General features: G+C 42.7%; 14 protein-coding genes. 8 read left to right on the forward strand and 6 right to left on the reverse strand.

The window, feature by feature from the left end; all coding sequences use genetic code 11:
• From rpsU to fbaA, 4 genes are all read right to left on the reverse strand, one after another.
• Positions 1-68: 30S ribosomal protein S21 (rpsU, locus tag ABZD21_RS18435; protein ID WP_372776614.1), on the reverse strand; the 68-nt coding region annotated here is incomplete at its 3' end.
• A gap of 252 nt (positions 69-320) precedes the next feature.
• Complete coding sequence (locus tag ABZD21_RS18440) at positions 321-1226, reverse strand: helix-hairpin-helix domain-containing protein (RefSeq protein WP_372776601.1); 906 nt, start codon at positions 1224-1226, stop codon at positions 321-323.
• A gap of 120 nt (positions 1227-1346) precedes the next feature.
• The gene (locus ABZD21_RS18445) at positions 1347-2711 is read right to left on the reverse strand and encodes a sodium-dependent transporter (RefSeq protein ID WP_372776602.1); all 1365 of its coding nucleotides are present in this window, start codon (positions 2709-2711) and stop codon (positions 1347-1349) included.
• Positions 2712-2845: 134 nt separating this feature from the next.
• Complete coding sequence (fbaA, locus tag ABZD21_RS18450; protein ID WP_372776603.1) at positions 2846-3925, reverse strand: class II fructose-bisphosphate aldolase; 1080 nt, start codon at positions 3923-3925, stop codon at positions 2846-2848.
• A gap of 258 nt (positions 3926-4183) precedes the next feature.
• Here fbaA and ABZD21_RS18455 point away from each other — a divergent pair, with 258 nt between their 5' ends.
• The 3 genes from ABZD21_RS18455 to ABZD21_RS18465 all read left to right on the forward strand — a co-directional run bounded on the left by ABZD21_RS18455 (position 4184) and on the right by ABZD21_RS18465 (position 8200).
• Positions 4184-5179: a class II fructose-bisphosphate aldolase gene (locus tag ABZD21_RS18455; protein WP_372776604.1), complete on the forward strand. Its 996-nt coding sequence runs from the start codon at positions 4184-4186 to the stop codon at positions 5177-5179.
• 240 nt (positions 5180-5419) lie between these two features.
• Positions 5420-6829: a DUF1080 domain-containing protein gene (locus ABZD21_RS18460; RefSeq protein WP_372776605.1), complete on the forward strand. Its 1410-nt coding sequence runs from the start codon at positions 5420-5422 to the stop codon at positions 6827-6829.
• A gap of 24 nt (positions 6830-6853) precedes the next feature.
• Positions 6854-8200 (forward strand): Gfo/Idh/MocA family protein, encoded by a 1347-nt coding sequence (locus ABZD21_RS18465; protein ID WP_372776606.1) that lies wholly within the window; start codon positions 6854-6856, stop codon positions 8198-8200.
• A 563-nt stretch (positions 8201-8763) separates the two neighbouring features.
• On the opposite strand, the gene ABZD21_RS18470 is transcribed toward ABZD21_RS18465, so the two are convergent.
• Positions 8764-9228, reverse strand: coding sequence for a hypothetical protein (locus ABZD21_RS18470; protein WP_372776607.1), 465 nt, complete (start codon positions 9226-9228; stop codon positions 8764-8766).
• Between the two features lie 460 nt (positions 9229-9688).
• Between ABZD21_RS18470 and ABZD21_RS18475 the strand changes: the two genes are divergently transcribed.
• From ABZD21_RS18475 to ABZD21_RS18490, 4 genes are all read left to right on the forward strand, one after another.
• Positions 9689-10693 (forward strand): PhoH family protein, encoded by a 1005-nt coding sequence (locus ABZD21_RS18475; RefSeq protein ID WP_372776608.1) that lies wholly within the window; start codon positions 9689-9691, stop codon positions 10691-10693.
• Positions 10686-11633, forward strand: coding sequence for a phosphoribosylaminoimidazolesuccinocarboxamide synthase (locus ABZD21_RS18480; RefSeq protein WP_372776609.1), 948 nt, complete (start codon positions 10686-10688; stop codon positions 11631-11633). Before ABZD21_RS18475 ends, ABZD21_RS18480 begins: the two co-directional genes overlap by 8 nt.
• 150 nt (positions 11634-11783) lie before the next feature.
• The gene (locus ABZD21_RS18485) at positions 11784-12305 is read left to right on the forward strand and encodes a peroxiredoxin family protein (RefSeq protein WP_372776610.1); all 522 of its coding nucleotides are present in this window, start codon (positions 11784-11786) and stop codon (positions 12303-12305) included.
• 10 nt (positions 12306-12315) lie between these two features.
• Positions 12316-13665: an ATP-binding protein gene (locus tag ABZD21_RS18490; RefSeq protein ID WP_372776611.1), complete on the forward strand. Its 1350-nt coding sequence runs from the start codon at positions 12316-12318 to the stop codon at positions 13663-13665.
• A gap of 10 nt (positions 13666-13675) precedes the next feature.
• Here the strand turns inward: ABZD21_RS18490 and ABZD21_RS18495 are convergent, their stop codons facing one another.
• Positions 13676-15685, reverse strand: a complete 2010-nt coding sequence (locus ABZD21_RS18495; protein ID WP_372776612.1) for a cache domain-containing protein — start codon at positions 15683-15685, stop codon at positions 13676-13678.
• A 309-nt stretch (positions 15686-15994) separates the two neighbouring features.
• Between ABZD21_RS18495 and ABZD21_RS18500 the strand changes: the two genes are divergently transcribed.
• Positions 15995-16452: trypsin-like peptidase domain-containing protein (locus ABZD21_RS18500; RefSeq protein WP_372776613.1), on the forward strand; the 458-nt coding region annotated here is incomplete at its 3' end.

Below are 16452 nucleotides of genomic sequence, written 5' to 3' on the forward strand. Positions count from 1 at the left end.
AACTTTCTCTTGAATCTTTTCAGGGCTCTTTCGATATTTTCGCCTTCTTTAACAGGAATAACGATCATATTTTTAAATTTAATGTGTTTAATTTTTCGAGCCGCAAATGTAGAAAATCTTAAATACTTATCAAATTTATCTGGAAAAAATTACAAAAATAAAAAGCTTGACAAACTGGAATTGCGAAAAAAGCTGCTCACTAAACTTATCTTTAGGGGGCAGTGACCACCACCCTTTGTTGCCGAAGAAAAAAATTCATTCCCGCTGGAGCCATTCTTTTCCCAATACTAAAAGGCAACACCTCACACTACCCATACACCTCATTTTAAATACCTTACTACCTTCATATATTGCTCCACTCCGATTATCGAATCTGTTAGCAGATTAGTTTTATCGCTAATATAACCGTTTTTGCTTCGGAAATCAACAATTCGTTGTGCATCTTTAAAATTTAAATAGGGATGAGCAGCCAATTCGTCCACGGACATAAAATTCAGATCTAACTTTCGGATAGCTAACGTATCAACGACCACTAAGGGAAGAATTACTTCAACAACATCGGGACTTAAGCCGTACACCTCTGCGAGCTGATTTCCGGACACATACCCACCGAGTAAATTCCTATACTTTACGATTCGCTTGGATAAAACCGGACCAATTCCGCGCAATCTCTCCAGCTCTTCAGCTGCTGCTCTATTGAGTTCAATCGGATGACTGACGACTGCTGGCTTCACCTCCTCCTTATACGATACGGCAGATGCGGTTGTTGTCCGTTGCGATTGATCCTCTCGCATGTTACGAGTGCTTACCATTTGCGACTCGTCAATAGAAATATAAGGCTCAAGCCGTGCATAAATTGAATCATTCATCCCATATATACGTCTAAGATCGGATGCCTTTCTGAATTTACCGCCATGCTGCCTGTAGCTTAAAATATTGCGCCTAATGTCCTGCGGAAGGTCGAGCGTGTCCATTGCTCCTGAGTCTATACTATTTGGATTAAAACGGAACAACCGTCGTTCAACGATTTGATCAAGTTCTCGTGTTTTTGCTTCCATCAGCATTTCCTCAAAAACCTGTTGATTGGCCGGCTCCGGACTCTCAAAATAAAAGACACATTGATTGATGACAATCAAAAAAACGATAATTAGAATAAGAAATATGAGCCCGCTACGTTCGCCTTTGGTGAATGTAAAATAGTCACGTATAATTTCCTGTAGTTTCATGGAATGGAATCTTCCAATAAATTACAAAACTTCCGCCATCTTTCAAAAAAAATAAAACGAAGCATTAAAATACACTCTTCGACACAAGAGCTACAGACAACCTGAAGTCCAGGATATTCGCTAAATATTTAGCAATCCAATTCCTTTAAGGAAAACGATCGCTATGGCAATCGGTGCAACAACGCGAACTAAAAACATGAAGGCTGACAGTAAAATCTCGGTAATAGAGCCTCCTTTTTCAATCTCCTCCCGAACCTTTTTGCGACCTAACTTCCAGCCGACAAACAGGGAGATAAACAATCCGCCCAATGGCAGTAGCAGGTTCGCCGAAATCCAATCAAGCATATCAAAGAAATTCAACCCAAAGAACGTATAATGATCAAAAATCCCCATTGACAAAGAACAAATTATGCCGAGCAGCGAGATAATTGTTGTAGCGAATATGGTTGCCAGCTTCCGCTTCATTTTTAGTTCTTCGTGAAAATAGGCCACAACAACTTCCAATATCGAAATAGACGAAGTTAAAGCCGCCACTGTCAACAATAAGAAAAACAGGATGGAAAAAAGATAGCCACCAGGCATTTGCTTAAACACATTGGGCAAAGTGATAAAAACCAGCCCCGGGCCACTACTTGCTTCAATTCCAAAAGCAAAAACTGCCGGAAAAATAGCAACCCCAGCTAAAATCGCGATCATCGTATCGGCAACTGTCACACTAATTGCGGTGCTAATAAGGTTATTCTTTTTATCTATATATGAACCATAAGTAATGAGTGTCCCCATCCCCAGGCTCAGAGAAAAAAAGGCATGTCCCAACGCACTAAGTATCCCCTCGCCTGTTAGTTTCGAGAAATCGGGATGAAAAAGAAACTTCAGTCCTTCACCTGCTCCGGGCAATGTAATCGCTCTTATGTCCAGCACCAGGATGATAACAACCAAAAAAGGCATCATGATTTTCACATTCTTTTCAATTCCGTCCTTAATTCCAACCATAACAATAAGGCCGGTAAGCAACATAAAAACCAGCTGGTAAATAACAGGTCGAAAAGGAGCCGAAATAAACTCAGTAAACATACTACCTAGCTGATCGGGTGATTGCGATTTGAAACCATCAAGCACCGAAACAACAACATACTCAACGCTCCAGCCGGCAACGACCCCATAAAATGCAAGAATCATGAAAGCAGCTCCAACACCAAGCATACCAACATAGCGCCAGGCCGACTTCGGGGCCAACTTCTTAAACGCGCCAAAAGCATTTCGTCTGGATTTGCGACCGATGATCAACTCTGAGAGCATAATCGGAAGACCGATAGCCAGAATAAACCCCAGATAGACAAACAGGAATGCCGCTCCCCCGTATATACCGGTTATGTATGGAAATTTCCAGATATTCCCCAAACCTACAGCAGATCCAGCTGCTGCTGCGATGATTCCAAACTTACTTGAAAATTCAGCTCTACCACGTTTTTGTTGTTCTGCCATTATTCAGGATTTAAATTGAAACAACGATCGGTTAATTCGTCGCGAATCGGCGCCAAAAGTGCAAAAATATTCACTTTGAACAAAAAAAGCCCTCCGAACCTCGGAGAGCTTTAAGAAATATTTTAAGCATCAGACTAATTGCGTCCAATACAATTCAGATCTTCAAAGGCAACTTTCAAACGAGCAATAGTTGCTTCTTCTGCTTTACGAATCCATGCACGTGGATCGTAGTATTTTTTATTCGGCTTATCGTCGCCCTCCGGATTACCGATCTGACCTTGCAGATAATCGTGATGAGCAGCTTCATAAGCACGAATTCCTTCCCAGTACGCCCATTGAGTGTCGGTATCAATATTCATTTTGATAACGCCATAAGAAATAGCTTCACGAATTTCTTCGTGGGTTGAACCAGAACCACCGTGGAATACGAAGTTCACAGGTTTATCGTCAGTCAAACCATATTTCTTAGTGATATACTTTTGCGATGCATCCAAAATTTTTGGCGTTAACTTCACATTACCTGGCTTATAAACACCATGAACGTTACCAAATGATGCTGCAATTGTAAAGTTCGGACTAACCTTTTTCAACTCTTCGTATGCAAACGCCACCTCTTCCGGTTGCGTGTATAATAAAGAGTTGTCAACATCAGTATTATCGACACCATCTTCTTCACCACCGGTAACACCCAATTCAATTTCAAGTGTCATCTCGATTTTGCTCATACGTTCGAGGTATTTTTTGCAAATCTCGATATTTTCAGTTAGTGATTCTTCCGACAGGTCAATCATGTGAGAAGAGAACAAAGGCTTGCCGGTTTCTGCATAAAATTTTTCACCCGCGTCCAACAATCCGTCAATCCAAGGCAGTAATTTTTTTGCGGCATGGTCGGTATGCAACACCACACGAACACCATATAATTCTGCAATTTGATGGATGTATTTCGCACCGGCAATCGCGCCGGCAATCTGGGCTTGTTGTCCGTCGAGTTTTAAACCTTTGCCGGCATAAAACTGAGCACCTCCGTTTGAAAACTGAATCATCACCGGTGAGTCAACAACTTTAGCGGCTTCAATTACTGCATTTACAGAGCTTGAGCTAACAACGTTTACAGCAGGCATTGCAAACTGGCCTTCTTTCGCCAATTTAAAAAGCAGTTGTAAATCGGAGCCGGTCACAACTCCCGGCTTAATGTGATCTGATATTTTTCCCATTGTTAAAATGAATTTTAATAAACGATAATTCCAAAACTACGAAGTTACAGAAATGTTTACTAAAATGTGTTAAGCTTAGTTTAAAATCAAAAAGGCTGCCCCCAAATGTTCGATTCTCATCCGTATTAATTCACTAAACTTGCTCCGGCTTTGAAAAATGGCGGAAAACGGGTGTTTTTCATCTGGCAACCCGCTTTTTTGAATCCGACAAAAAAATCAAAGAAAAAAGTAATTTTTATCAACTAACAAATCATTCAAATGGCAGTAAGTTATAAAGACTTAGGGCTCGTTAACACAAAAGAGCTGTTTAAAAAAGCTGTTGACGGCGGTTATGCAATCCCTGCATACAACTTCAATAACCTGGAACAACTTCAGGCAATCATCCAAGCATGTGTAGAAACCAAATCGCCTGTTATTCTCCAGGTATCATCTGGTGCACGTAAATATGCCAACGCAACTTTGTTGCGCAATATGGCTCGTGGAGCAGTTGAATATGCTGAAGAATTGGGTTATAAAATCCCTGTTGTTCTTCACCTGGATCACGGTGACACATTCGAATTGTGCAAAGACTGTATCGACAATGGCTTTTCTTCCGTAATGATCGATGGCTCTCATCATTCATACGAAGAAAACATCGCCCTGACCAAAAAGGTTGTTGAATATGCGCACGCTCATGGTGTAACAGTTGAAGGTGAATTGGGTGTATTGGCTGGCGTTGAAGACGACGTTGTTGCAGAGCATTCAACCTATACAAAACCAGAAGAAGTTGAAGATTTCGTAAAACGCACTGGTGTTGACTCATTGGCGATTTCAATCGGTACTTCTCACGGAGCTCACAAATTTACTCCTGCTCAGTGTACCAAAAACGAAGATGGCGTGTTAGTACCACCTCCATTGAAATTCGAGATCCTGGAAGAAATTGAAAAACGTATCCCCGGATTCCCAATCGTATTACATGGTGCATCTTCTGTTCCAATGAAATATGTTGACGAAATCAACGCAAATGGTGGCTCACTGGCCGCAGCTGTTGGTATTCCTGAAGAACAACTACGTCGTGCTGCAAAATCAGCTGTTTGCAAAATCAACATCGACTCTGATGGTCGTTTGGCCATGACTGCTGCTGTTCGCAAAGTATTTGTTGAAAAACCAGGTGAGTTCGACCCTCGTAAATTCCTAGGTCCTGCTCGCGACGAACTGAAAAAACTTTACATGCACAAAAACGTTGAAGTTTTAGGTTCTGCTCAACAAGCCTAATTGAAAACACAATTATACAGGAAGGATGGCCATTGGTCATCCTTTTTTTTTGTTTTGAACGCTGAACAAAAATTGAATTCCAGCTCAACTTCCCTCACATACGATAACAATAAAATCCGCGCTCCTTCGACCTGCGAAAAAAACAATATGTTTTTGAGCAATAGTTTGCACTTTCCCCGTCTGGCTTTCTAATTTTGAAAAACTAAATTGAAAATCTCCTCAAACTAAAATAGTAACCCTATGAGAACTAAAAAAATCATTCTTTTTGCATGTATTATTTGCCTGTTGGTTCCTCTATCGGCCATTTCCGGCCCTTGGACCAATTTATTTAATGGGAAAGACCTCACCGGCTGGAAACAACTGAACGGAACAGCCACTTATGAAGTTATTGATGGCGCAATAGTAGGCACCACCGTAACTGGTAGTCCTAATTCCTTTCTCACAACCACACAAGACTACGGAGACTTTATTCTTGAACTGGAACTATGGGTCGATGATGAAATCAATTCGGGCGTTCAATTTCGAAGCTTAAGCAATCCGGAGTTCAAAGACGGGCGGGTGCACGGCTACCAGTGCGAAATTGACCCATCTGAGCGTGCTTGGAGCGGAGGCATTTACGATGAAGGCCGCAGAGGCTGGCTATATTCGCTCGACCAAAATACAGAAGGACGAAAAGCCTTTCGAAACGGGAAATGGAACCACTATCGAATTGAAGCAATCGGGAATTCGATACGAACCTGGATAAACGGAATTCCTTGCGCCGACTTAATCGACGACATGACTATGAGCGGATTCATCGCGCTGCAAGTTCATGGGATCAACGATAAGAGTCACGCAGGAAAACAGATCCGTTGGCGAAACATTCGAATCCAAACTGAAGATCTGATCCCAAGCCCCTGGACTTCGATCCCTGTCGTTAATTTAATCCCCAATTATCTATCACCTCAGGAACGAGCTCAAGGATGGCAACTACTGTTCGATGGCGAAACAACAGCCGGATGGCGCGGAGCAGGCAAGGAGATCTTCCCCGAAAAAGGATGGTTCGTTCGCGATGGGGAACTAATTGTTGAAGCAGCAACCGGAGCCGAATCCGGCAACGGTGGAGATATTGTAACAATGGATGAATATTCAACATTCGAGTTTCAAATAGAGTTTAAAATCACCAAAGAAGCCAATAGCGGCATTAAATATTACATTACGGAGCAATATGGATCGGGGCAATCTGCGATTGGACTTGAATATCAGATATTAGACGACAAAAACCACCCGGATGCAAAACTAGGAACCGATGGCAATCGAACCTTGGGTTCTCTATACGATCTAATACCGGCCAACAGCAAAAAAATTGTCAATAAAACCGGCGAATGGAACCACGCGCGAATTATCGTCTGTGATTCGCGAACTGAAGAATGGCTTAGTGGAAATAGTCTGGAGAAATCGGTTTTTGAGGGGGCACATGTTGAACATTGGCTGAATTACCGGAAAGTATTGGAATACGAGCGCGGAACACAAGCCTTTTATGCCTTGGTGGCCCGAAGCAAATATGCACAATGGGATGGCTTTGGATCATGGCAATCAGGTCATTTACTTTTACAAGACCACGGGAACGAAGTTCATTTCAGAAGTATCAAGGTTAGAAAAATAAACTAAACACCAATTCTAAATCAAATAAAAATGAGTTCAAACAGACGCAACTTTTTAAAAATAGCAGCCACCAGTGCAGCCGGACTTACATTCGGTGGATCAACATTTGGGATGTCAGCCAAAAGCTACTCCCGGATCATTGGTGCCAATGAACGAATCAACCTGGCTTTTATGGGATGCGGACGTCGGGTTGGTGCATATTACAATGCAGTCCGCAACTCCGATTACAATACCAACCTCCTATACATTTGCGATGTCATGAAATCGCAACGTGAAAAAGTAGCAAGAGATTTAAAAAATAGTGCGACACAAGAGGCTCTTCTAATCAACGACTTCCGCGAGATACTCGCAAATAAAGACGTCGATGTCGTTTTCAATGCGACACCCGACCACTGGCACGCCCCGGGGAGCTGGATGGCTATGGAGGCCGGCAAGCACGTATATTTAGAAAAACCATTCTCACACAACCCTCACGAAAACGAGTTATTGCTGAAAGCCCAACAAAAATATGGTAAACTCATTCAGATTGGAACGCAGCAACGCTCGTCTTTTGAAACCCGTGAGGCCATTGACAAAATCCATAAAGGAAGAATCGGTGAAGTTTACGAGGCAAGAGCGTTCTACACCAATAACCGCGGGCGTGTTGTTGTCCCCGCTCCTGCTCCGGTGCCAGACGGCCTTGACTGGGATCTGTGGCAAGGACCAGCGCCACGTGAGGCATACCGGCACAACACATGGGATTATAACTGGCATTGGTACGGCTGGAAATGGGGAACTGCAGAAACCGGCAACAATGCGACTCATGAACTTGACGTAGCACGCTGGGCTCTGGGTGTTAACTATCCGAACACCGTTGAAGTGGCCGCGGAAAAACGCCATTTCGTCGACGACGGATGGGAAATGTACGACACAATGGAAGCGAGATATCGCTTTGATGGGAACAAACAAATTATTTGGGATGGCAAAAGCCGAAATGGATACCAAACCTATGGATCTGGTCGAGGCACAATCATTCACGGCACCGAAGGAAGTATTTACATCGACCGCGGAGGATACAAACAATTCAACCGCGACGGAAAGGTAACCCACAACAGCCAGTCATCGGGAAGTGAAGCAGGAACAGCTCTAGGAGGTGGTGGCGACATGACCGATACTCACATCCAAAACTTGTTCGACGCCATAAGAGGAAAGACTAGTCAACTAAATTCGCCTCTCGAAGACGGACACTACAGTCAAATGCTGGTACATTATGCCAATATTGCGTATCGCACAGGCAACACATTGGAAGTCGACAACTCTTCTGGTCGTATTTATGACCGGGAAGCCATGCAACTTTGGTCACGCGAATACGAACCGGGATGGGAACCTAACATTTAGTAGAAATTATTCAACGTTTAAATTTGTACTTGTACATTCCCGGCTTCCCTTTTATTCAAAACCAAAAGAAGGAAGCCGGGAATTTAATTTCAGGTAAATCAGCCCACTATTCCAATCGATAAGCCGATCTCAGTTAGTGTCCAACGATACCAGCAAAACAACCGACTGTTGAAAATTCAACACAATACCTGCAACCCGACGAACAATCATCCCTTGAGGAATTTTCACGCAAACTCGATCCTGCTGCAGAGTTACTGTTTTACGACGGCCAGGTAGTCGCCCCCCTGATTTGTTCTTCCTCCACCCGCTTACCCAATTCGAGAACCAACTTTTTCCGGAATTAACACCAATCGGGTGGCCACCAAATTAGCGTTTGCAGGCCTACTCATTAGATTCCTCTGTGTTCGACCGGATTTCAACCTGAATTCGCAACACCCGAATGAATCTCCCGAGCGTGTTCGACGATTGATTCGCCCCAATGACGCCGCCCGTGAGCACCGTTTCCAGTAAGTAGCAGACGAGTGATTCGAAGCGCCAGTATCATGCCCGCCATTTAATGGAGTTTACTTTTTAGGCTTCATTAAAATCGAAGGACGATCAGGAGTGTTCACCATCCAGTTCGAAAAGTCATGCAAATACTTCCAGAAAGCTTCGACAACCGGCTCAGGAACGCCTTCCAGTTGACTTAAAACCCGGGCATAACACTGCAACCATACCACACGGGCTTCGCCATCGATGCGAAAGGGTTGGTGACGAGAAGCCAACTGAGGCGATCCCCGACGTTGGTTGAAATAATCAGGGCCTCCCAGACGCTGAATGAAAAAATCGGCTGATCGTTGTTTGGCCCCGGCGAGTCCTTTTTCGTCGTCGGGAAACAAATGCTTCACTTTGCTGACCGCCAGCAAATCGTAATGATCGCTCACCATCCGGCGAATTCCCTCTTCTCCCAAAATGTTGTAAAGTTCATTATCGGGCTGATATTTATTGAGTCGTAAGCCAAACGGCAATCGTGTAATCTTGAATTCCATATTCTGCGCAACTTGTTTTAATTCTGAATTTTCTTCCTATAACCACTACTCCCGTCGAAAGTTTAGCACCGGAAACGTTTCAGACCGAAAAGTCATTTCTACTATCTAGTATAACCAGACGACCACCAAACGTTATCTTCATCTGTTGAGCGATATCATGACCGATAAGAGCGACCTGTTGCAACAGCTTACGATACAAAAGCACACCGCAATCCCACAGGTCCATGGTTGGCTCCAAGTTCAACACATAAACGATCACAGCCTACCCACCAATCGGTTCATTTTCTTAAACATCATGACTCAGGCTATTTTCTATTTTAAAACTGACAACCCCGAATACAGAGAGGTTCAATTTCAATAATTACTGCAGAAAAAGAATAGATAACAAGCCTTAAGATCCGGAATACTCCAAACATTTTTTGTTACTTTTGCTGGCACAAAAAAGTACCGGGACAAATCTATGTTTGAAAAAATTATCTTGCTCGAAGGGGTTGATCCTCTTGAATTTTACGGGGTAAATAATGCTAAAATCGATTTAATTAAGGCTTTCTTTCCTAAATTAAAAATTGTTAGCCGTGGCAACCAACTAATTGTTCAGGGCGATAAAAAAGAAAGCACTTCTTTTGAACAGAAGCTGGAACAACTACTCGACCACTATCATCAATTCAATATTTTACCTGAAGATACGATCCGGCAAGTTATGAACAACGATCCGCTTGCACAGGAAGCCCTTCAGGTTAATCCGTCAGATGTATTGTTGCATGGCAATAGCGGCAAACCGATACGGGCCCGCACTCCCAACCAGCGTGTTTTGGTAGAAGAAAGTCGCAAAGCCGATCTCATTTTTGCCATTGGTCCTGCCGGAACCGGAAAAACCTACACCGCCATTGCGTTGGCAGTTCGCGCACTGAAAAACCGGGAAATTCGTCGCATTATACTAAGTCGCCCGGCAGTTGAAGCCGGAGAACGTCTCGGGTTCTTACCCGGCGACCTGAAAGAAAAAATAGACCCTTACCTTCAACCTCTCTACGATGCCTTGCAAGACATGATTCCTGCAAAAAAGCTTGAAGAGTTTATGAAAGACGGGATCATTCAGATTGCTCCGTTGGCTTTCATGCGCGGCCGGACACTTAGCGATGCTTTTGTAATTTTGGACGAAGCACAAAACACCACCCTCAACCAGTTAAAAATGTTTTTAACCCGAATGGGGATGAATGCCAAGTTTATCATCACCGGAGATGAAACTCAGATTGACCTCCCCTCAGCCAGCCAATCGGGCTTACTTCAAGCCAAGAAAATTTTGCGAAACATTGAAGGTATTTCCTTTGTTCAATTCAACACAAACGACATTGTTCGTCACCGGTTGGTACGAGATATTGTTGAGGCCTACGACAAACATTATCACTGGGAACAAGCCCGAAGAGAAGAACGAAAATCAAATCATAAAATAGAAGAAAATGACTAAAGCATTGACTCGTACGGATTTTAATTTTCCGAAGCAAAAAAGTGTCTACCATGGTAAAGTTCGCGATGTTTATAACATCGATGACGAATATATGGTTATGGTAGTGAGCGACCGCATATCTGCTTTTGATGTTATCCTTCCTGAAGGAATTCCATACAAGGGACAGGTTCTCAATCAGATTGCCGCGAAATTTCTCGACGCAACAGCCGACATTGTGCCGAACTGGAAAATAGCAACCCCCGACCCCAATGTTACTGTAGGACACGCCTGCGAGCCATTTAAAGTTGAAATGGTAATTCGCGGCTACCTGACAGGGCACGCCTGGCGCGAATACAAAAGTGGCAAACGCAGCCTATGTGGCGTGCCTATGCCCGAAGGAATGGTGGAGAATCAGAAATTTGCAGAGCCATTAATTACCCCAACAACAAAAGCTGACGAAGGTCACGACGAAGACATCTCGCGAGAGGAAATCATTAGCAGCGGTTTAGTGAGCAAAGTAGAATATGAAATGCTTGAAGACTACACCCGTAAGTTATTTCAACGCGGTACTGAAATGGCTGCTGAAAAAGGACTGATTTTAGTCGACACCAAATATGAATTTGGGAAAAAGGACGGTAAAATCTATCTGATTGACGAAATTCACACCCCGGACTCTTCCCGCTATTTCTATGCGAAAGGGTATGAAGAACGCCTATCGAATGGTGAAGCGCAAAAACAATTATCGAAAGAATTTGTGCGCCAATGGCTAATCGAGAATGGTTTCCAAGGGAAAGAAGGGCAAACAATCCCCCAGATGGATAATGCGCTGGTCACCTCCATTTCTGAACGCTACATTGAGCTGTACGAAAATATAACCGGAGACTCGTTCAACAAATCTGACATCGATCAAATTCAATCCAGGATTGACGAAAATGTGAACAAGTTCTTAAAAACAATTTAATATTTTTGTTTACTAACAACTCATTTTCAACTCATTAACTTCCGGCAATCAACAGCCGGAAGTTAATAACTCGTTTCAGAATCGCACAAGCACCCCTGCAATCCTGCGGAATAATATTTATATTGCTTTCATAAATAACAGCAACATTCGATGAAAGCGTGGTCTCTTCTATTTTTCATACTATTTACCTTTCTGTCGTTCAACCTGAAAGCTCAAAAGGAGCCCGATGAGTCTACGCTGGTACGCATCAATCAGCCAGCTCCCAACTTTTCATTTTCAGACCAAAATGGTCAAACTCATACATTGAATGAATTTAGGGGCAAGGTCGTATTACTAACCTTTTTTGCAACTTGGTGCGGCCCATGCTTAAAGGAATTAGCCCATCTCGACAAAGAAATTTATGAAAAATATAAAGACAATCCGAATTTCGTTTTACTGGTATTTGGCCGAGAGCACAACCAGTCTGAACTGAACGATTTCAAAAATAAAAAAGCCATTCAATTCAACCTGTTGGCTGATCCAAAACGGGAGATTTATTCCAAATATGCGACCCAATTCATTCCTCGAAATTTTATAATTGGCAAGGATGGAAAAATCAGCTACAGTTCGATCGGATTTGACGAAGATGAATTTGAGAATTTGCTGAACACATTGAATGAAAACTTAAAATAAGAAAATAGAAATGATCCTGAAGGTAATTTTGTTTTCTATCGCACTAAGTCTTCACTGCACTTCGCCTCTTTATGCTGCCGACTCGGATGGGCAAGAAGAAATACGGAGAAAAATCCAGGCGATCAACCAACAAGCTAGTGCCGAAGCACAAAAAAAGGAGTTTGCACGCAGTTGTCAAATTGGCCAAACAGCACTGGAGCTTTCCTTACAAAATGGCTTACTGGACGAAGCTGCTCTATCCAATGCAGCCTTGGCTTCAAATTATCTCAACCTGGGAAACAGCACAAAAGCAATCGACCATCTACTCGAAGCAGTGCGGATCAACAAAAAACTTGGGAAACAAAACAATTCGACCGAGCTTCATAAAAAGCTGTCCGACCTTATGCTCCAAACCGGAAATTATATTCAGGCTATTGAGCATTTAAGATTGTACGAGCACCTTAAAGACAGCATCGAAAAGCAGAATAGTGAACACATAATTGCTGTTTTGGAAAAGCAATTCTCAAAAGAAATCAATCAATCGGAAAAAAGATTGGTCTCGATTCAAAAAGAAAAGCAAGACGAGAACACGATTTTCGCATTCGTTGCCCTAACGTTACTTGTGCTGGGAGCAACGGCCTTTGCTATTGCCATTCAGAAACACCTTCAGGTTAAACATTATTTAATGCGGCTAAACGAACAACAAGACCGAATGTTCTCACTAATCGGTCATGGCCTGCGCGGTCCAATTGGCAGTGTGAAAGGAATTTTCGACCTCATTACCGAACAAGACATTGATGACCCAAAGGAGCTAAAAAGCATCCTTAGCGAGTCGCGCGAAGTAGTTGACAGCTCTTTCAACCTATTGGAAAACCTACTAAACTGGTCGAAAAGCCAAACCGGCAATTTAATTGTAAGTCCACAAAAAATCAGTATCGGAAGCCTGGTCAAAGAAAACTTATCGCTCTTCACCAGTTCCATCAAACACAAAAATTTCACAATCGAGAATCATGTCGATGACAACCACTATGCATACGCTGATTTGGAAATGGTAAATATTGTTGTCCGGAATGTGCTTTCAAACTCGGTAAAATTCACCCGGACAAACGGGAAAATCAGCTTTCATTCGCAAATTACAAACAAACATCTTCTTTTAACTGTGGCTGATACCGGCATTGGAATAAGCAGTAAAAAAATCGAAGAAATTATGGCTGACTGTACTATTCCTATCGGGCAAAACGAAGCCAATATTCAAAAAGGACGTGGCATTGGGTTGAAAATTTGCAACGATTTCCTCCAAAAGAACAATGGAAAACTAAGTATTGTGAGCTTCCCGAACAAAGGGAGCAAGTTCATTATCCATCTACCCATTGGCAGCTAACTTACTCCGTTCAACAAGAAATGAAAAACTGAAATTCAGCCCCTTCCCCTTCTTTCGACATAACCCAAATATCTCCACCCAGCAGCGCAACAATATTTTTTGAAATTGCCAAGCCGAGTCCAGTACCGCCAAAGTTGTGCGACTCGTGACCACCGGCCTGCATAAAGCGTTCAAAAACAGTTTCTAAATCGGCCTCCGGAATTCCGATTCCCGTATCAATTACCTTGAAATAAACCCGGTTACTTTCACTCATCACCTCAAGCCGAACAACCCCTTCCCTGGTGAACTTCACCGCGTTTCCGATCAAATTAATCAACACCTGTTTTAGACGAAATTCGTCCGACATACATTGAAAATCATCAGGAATCTGACAATCCAATTCGTACCGAACCGATCGTGTGTTATCTGCGTGTAATACATTGTCGTAATACTGTTGAAGTTCAACCAACATATCAACCAGTCGAAAGGGTTTCCGAACCACAGTCATCGAACCCGATTCAATTTTGGCGATATCAATAATGTCGCTAATCAGCGCCAGCAGCATTTCTCCGTTCTGCCGAATCAACTCAATGAACATTTTTCGTTGTTCCGGTAAAACCTCCTGATCATTTAGCAATTCGCTAAACCCAAGAATAGCATTCATTGGGGTACGAATTTCGTGTGACATATTGGCCAAAAATGCAGTCTTCAGCCGATCCGATTCCTGAGCCCGTTGCTGTTCCTCAACCAACTGCTGGTGAACCCGTGCACGCTCCTCAATCATATCGTTTGCTACCTCTGCCATATTCCTAAACTCCCGAAAATGAAGCTCATTGACCTTTATTGGTTGATAGCGGCCTTTCCCCAATCTGAAAAAATGGTCGAAATGATTGAAATCAGCCTGGAAATTTTGATTGAAGCGACCTATCAGATACAATTCGAAGCCAACAACAACAACTAAAACCAAAAGAACCTGAATGATATTCCGGTAAATTCCTTCCTGCAATTCTCTATTTTGAGCAACTACATCCGACTCAATATCCGAGACATAAAAACCTGCACCAACGATCCAATTACATGGTTCAAACAAACGCACAAATGAGATCTTCTGCTCTACTTCTGCGACTCCGATCTTGTTCCATTGATATTCAAAATATCCACCCTCCGGGCCTGACCGGACGGCTGCAACCTGCTGGGCAAAAACAGCTCCGCGTGCTTCATTTGTCCCATCATGGAAATTATACGTCCCTTGATAAACTGAACCATCAAAAACGACCGGATTGCCGCCCAACTCATTTACAAAAACATAACCGCCATAGCGAAAACGCTCGGAACTAATTTTGGTCGCGATTTGGGATTTAAACTCTTCATAGTAATCTTCGATGTAACATTTGGCGCCGAAGTACCAATTGAAAGGCTCAAACACCTTCACAAAACATGCTTTATTTACCGGAATTGAATCAAGCCCGTTACGCTGGCCTGCTTCATATCGAATAAATCCTTCATTTTGGGAACGTACCAATTCGATTTCTTTTTCTACAACCCGGTTTCCATTTACATCCATCAAATCAATTAGATTTCTGCCCTTAAAATCCGGTCTTCCCTTGTAGAATACTCCCCTTCCTTCTAAATCGTTTATAAAAACCCTTGAGTAAGGAGAGTCGGAATGCAAGGAGCCTACAGCCATGACAATCAACCGCTTCAGCTCTTCGTCTGACATTTTGCCATTATATCGAACATAGAGCGAACTGGCCAAAGCATAGGCTCCATTCACGCTTTCAGCCAACTCGCCTACCACCTGCTGATCAAATTGCCTTTTTTGATTTCGAATGTATTCAAACTCCAAAGCGATAAGATCCTTTAAAAAGGCTTTCTGTTCTTGAATTGCCTCTTCCCGCATCTGGTTACTTAGCCGATCGTATAAGGCTAATTGCTGAGCTGTAACAAGCACACCTGCACTAACAGTAACAAGAATTGTCGCGTAAATTATAATCTTCCGAATGTAATCAGGTATTTGAGGCGCACGATCGGTCTTCGTCATTGATGAAAAATTTGAGCGAAACCACTATAATAAACTGCCATAAATGTATTTAATAAATGAAAATATGTCAGCATTTAACCGTTTTTTTTGTCAAAAAAAAGCAAAAACGAACGAGTCTACACTTTAAACGCCAATAATAATTAACCCCAGCTCTATCCGGAAAAGCATGGCCTACTACCCTTCCATTCATTCCGTTAAAACATGTTAAACAAATCCAACGAACCCAAAACAGCTAAACCATGGCACTTTTTATGCGTTAAATTTACCAAATCGTTTATAACATAATGGCTAATAAAAATACTGATTGCTATGAAAAATGTTAAAAATTTAAGTTTAACGCTAATTGTCGCTCTAGGAAGTGCATTTATTACCCTTTGGGTTTACACTCAATTTTTCAACACCCCGCAAATAGTCCGGATTGAAGAAAACCAGGCGATGCATTACGCCAGCCTGCCTTCAGCACCGCAAGGTGTCGCTCCGGATCTAACCTTCGCGGCGGAAAATTCGGTGCACGCTGTCGTGCACGTAAAGGTTATCTCGACCGAAAATGCGATTAGCTACAACAACCCATTTTACGACTGGTTCTATGGCGATCGTTACCAACGCCAGGAACCCAGAATCCGAGAAGGTTCTGGCTCAGGCGTTATTATATCGACTGACGGATATATTGTGACCAACAATCATGTCATAGACAAAGCCGACCAAATTAAAGTTGTTTTAAACGACAAGCGCGAGTTTGAGGCCAAGTTGATTGGAATTGACAAAAC

It is taken from the genome of Mangrovibacterium sp., from assembly GCF_041596335.1.
In the GTDB taxonomy this organism is placed as follows: Bacteria; Bacteroidota; Bacteroidia; order Bacteroidales; family Prolixibacteraceae; genus Mangrovibacterium.

Bases quoted from the DNA above. Each gene is read 5' to 3' on its own strand.
- ABZD21_RS18440 (WP_372776601.1), bottom strand. From the start codon at position 1,226: ATGAAACTACAGGAAATTATACGTGACTATTTTACATTCACCAAAGGC.
- ABZD21_RS18445 (WP_372776602.1), bottom strand. From the start codon at position 2,711: ATGGCAGAACAACAAAAACGTGGTAGAGCTGAATTTTCAAGTAAGTTT.
- fbaA (WP_372776603.1), bottom strand. From the start codon at position 3,925: ATGGGAAAAATATCAGATCACATTAAGCCGGGAGTTGTGACCGGCTCC.
- ABZD21_RS18455 (WP_372776604.1), top strand. From the start codon at position 4,184: ATGGCAGTAAGTTATAAAGACTTAGGGCTCGTTAACACAAAAGAGCTG.
- ABZD21_RS18460 (WP_372776605.1), top strand. From the start codon at position 5,420: ATGAGAACTAAAAAAATCATTCTTTTTGCATGTATTATTTGCCTGTTG.
- ABZD21_RS18465 (WP_372776606.1), top strand. From the start codon at position 6,854: ATGAGTTCAAACAGACGCAACTTTTTAAAAATAGCAGCCACCAGTGCA.
- ABZD21_RS18470 (WP_372776607.1), bottom strand. From the start codon at position 9,228: ATGGAATTCAAGATTACACGATTGCCGTTTGGCTTACGACTCAATAAA.
- ABZD21_RS18475 (WP_372776608.1), top strand. From the start codon at position 9,689: ATGTTTGAAAAAATTATCTTGCTCGAAGGGGTTGATCCTCTTGAATTT.
- ABZD21_RS18480 (WP_372776609.1), top strand. From the start codon at position 10,686: ATGACTAAAGCATTGACTCGTACGGATTTTAATTTTCCGAAGCAAAAA.
- ABZD21_RS18485 (WP_372776610.1), top strand. From the start codon at position 11,784: ATGAAAGCGTGGTCTCTTCTATTTTTCATACTATTTACCTTTCTGTCG.
- ABZD21_RS18490 (WP_372776611.1), top strand. From the start codon at position 12,316: ATGATCCTGAAGGTAATTTTGTTTTCTATCGCACTAAGTCTTCACTGC.
- ABZD21_RS18495 (WP_372776612.1), bottom strand. From the start codon at position 15,685: ATGACGAAGACCGATCGTGCGCCTCAAATACCTGATTACATTCGGAAG.